This is a genomic window from Synechococcus sp. R55.8, from assembly GCF_047461895.1.
In the GTDB taxonomy this organism is placed as follows: Bacteria; Cyanobacteriota; Cyanobacteriia; order Thermostichales; family Thermostichaceae; genus Thermostichus.
In genome coordinates, this window is sequence record NZ_JANSIB010000159.1 from 1 (window position 1) to 2477 (window position 2477).

2 protein-coding genes and 1 pseudogene are annotated in these 2477 nt (G+C 58.7%); all 3 read right to left on the reverse strand.

Annotation, left to right across the window (positions count from 1 at the left end; all coding sequences use genetic code 11):
* Nucleotides 1-326 precede the first annotated feature (326 nt).
* The gene (locus NW829_RS12035) at nucleotides 327-806 is read right to left on the reverse strand and encodes a gamma-glutamyl-gamma-aminobutyrate hydrolase family protein (protein WP_414417175.1); all 480 of its coding nucleotides are present in this window, start codon (nucleotides 804-806) and stop codon (nucleotides 327-329) included.
* Nucleotides 807-973: 167 nt separating this feature from the next.
* A complete protein-coding gene (locus NW829_RS12040; RefSeq protein WP_414417176.1) occupies nucleotides 974-2038 on the reverse strand; it encodes an ABC transporter permease in 1065 nt (354 codons plus the stop codon).
* A 43-nt stretch (nucleotides 2039-2081) separates the two neighbouring features.
* Nucleotides 2082-2477, reverse strand: a pseudogene (locus NW829_RS12045) (dolichyl-phosphate-mannose--protein mannosyltransferase); the annotation flags it as partial.

Below are 2477 nucleotides of genomic sequence, written 5' to 3' on the forward strand. Positions count from 1 at the left end.
GGCGCGAAAGTGCTCCGCACCGCTGGCGCGAAAGTGCTCCGCACCGCTGGCGCGATCGACAGCAATAGAGTCAGCCACCTCATTCGCAGGAGTTCCGAACTGGCGAGCCCACTCGATTGAATGCGAACCGTAGGCTCTCAGAAGAATTGAACTGGCAAAAAAAGTTAAAGCACTTGCGAAAACTACCCTGCCCACCCTTTTTTTCATATCCTTCAAGTCCCCCCTTGCCGACTAGGGCAGCACCGCCTAGAGCCTAGCATGGGGCAGCTTTCTGCTGGCTACTGGGGTGTTGAGCTGCCGCAGAGGGATCCCGCCCTGGCAAAGCCTCAGCCTAACGAGCGTATTTGAGTACCAAGACATCTTTCATGCCCGCAAGGACTCCGTCCCGCTACCGCGAACAGCTTGCCGCCACTGACCACATTTAACAATTGCATCCCCCGGCAAATGCCCAAAACAGGGATCCCCTGGGCCAGCACGGCCTGAGCCAAGGCCACCTCAAATCGATCCCGCTCCGCGTTCACATAGCGCACCTGGGGATGTTGCGGATCCTCTCCAAAGGACTCCGTCCCGCTACCGCGAAAGGTGCTGGGGCAGAGGTCGCCGCCACCGGTCAACACCAGGCCATCCACCCAAGACAGCAAAACCTGGGGCTCGCTTTCGCCTGGGGGAAAAAGAACAGGGATCCCTCCGGCAGCACGAATGGCATCCACATAGCGGCCTGGCGCTACAAAGTCTCCCTCGTCATTGCGGTTGCGGGTGGTAACGCCGATGAGCGGTCGATTTGAAAAAGGGGATGTCCGATTCATCCTTCTACGATAGCCTCATTTCCCAATGTTGATGGTGCTATGCCTACGGCAGAGGAACCGCACCACTCTCCTGAGCAGAAAAATCCAAAGTTTTCCCCCGCGATAGGAGTTAAATCTCGTTGTTGCGCAACGCTAACGCAAAGGGATCCCAGAAATCGCCGAAGCCATTAACCTTTCCCAAGGAAGTAGCGGCGGCTGATCCCTTGGGCCAGCAAGACGAACAACACCAGGGATCCCTGAATCACACCGGCCAAAGAAGACTCCAATTGCAAAGAGAGAGGCAGTTGCAAGCTGCCGATGTTAAGACTGCTGAAGAAAAAGGCAATCGGCAAAATCAGCAGGGGGTTAAAGCCTGCCAGCATCACCACCAACAAGGCCAGAAAGCCCAAATTGCTGGAGATATTGGGGATGAGGCGATGGAACAGAGCCAACACCTGCAAGGCGCCCGCCAGCCCTGCTAAGCCCCCACAGCAGGCAAATGCCATGAGCAACCTGCGGGTAGCCGGGATCCCCAGCCGGAAAGCGGCTACAGGGTTTTTCCCCACCGCCCGCAACTGCAGGCCAAAGCGGGTGTTGCGCACCACCAGCACTGTCAGGGCCAAAGCCAACAGGGCCAGCAGCAACGCCACCGGACTGGCCTCTGACCGCCCCCAGGTGGGCAGCCACAAACGGGGATCCAACACTTCCGTCCCGCTCATGGAAGCCACCCCCGGCCTTTTCCAAGGGCCGAAGATCAGGTAGAGCACCCAACCTTGGGCAACAAAATTCAGCCCCAGCCCAGCGAAGATCTCGTTGACCCGCCCCCACACATTCAGGATCCCGGCCAACAGGCCCCAGCCCGCCCCGCCCAGGATCCCGGCCAAAAGCGCCAAGGTAATGGCCAGTGGCGGCGGCAACCATCCCGCTTCCAGACGCACCAGAAACGTGGCCGCAATTGCCCCGACCACCATTTGCCCTTCGATGCCCAAGTTGTAGAGACCGGCAACAAACGTAAACACCAGCCCACAGCAGCAGAGGACAAGGGGAGCCAGCGTTGCCAAAACCCGGCCAAACTGAGCTTCAGTGCCAAAGGCCCCCTGCCACATGCTGGCCGCCACCTGGAGAGGGGAAGCCCCCGCCAGCAGGATCACCCCCGCCACAAATAGCAGCGCTGCCAGCCAAGCCAATCCCTGGATTACCCAGGTACGCTCTAGAGACACCCACGACCGGCCCGATTCCGCTATTCCCGCCATGCTTTAACACTTCCTAGGATTCTTAAACTTAAGATTTTTAAACTCAAAGAGGCTCCCCGCTGCCCTGCTCCAAGAGGGGATCCAAACGGCGCACCAGTTGCCAGCCCTCCACCGCCGCTAGAGGTTGTAACCCCAAATCCCGGATCTCCACCTGTTCTGCCTGCACCGGAGAAACCCAAAGGTAGTCTCCATATTCCCCTCGTTGCAGAGCCTGATCATCCACCCATCTCCCCGGATGGGGGGTATAAAAAGCGATGGCCTGAGCCTGACAGACATCCGGCAAGCCGCTGCGGCCAATATCCACCACCGTCTCCCCAGCCTCTGTCGAGGACTCCGTCCGAATAGCGCGAACGGACGGGGGCAGCATTTGGTTCCAATCCATTTGGGCAAAAGCAGGGCTGAAGTTGCCGAAATCAGGCCGCAAGACGATGGTGATCAT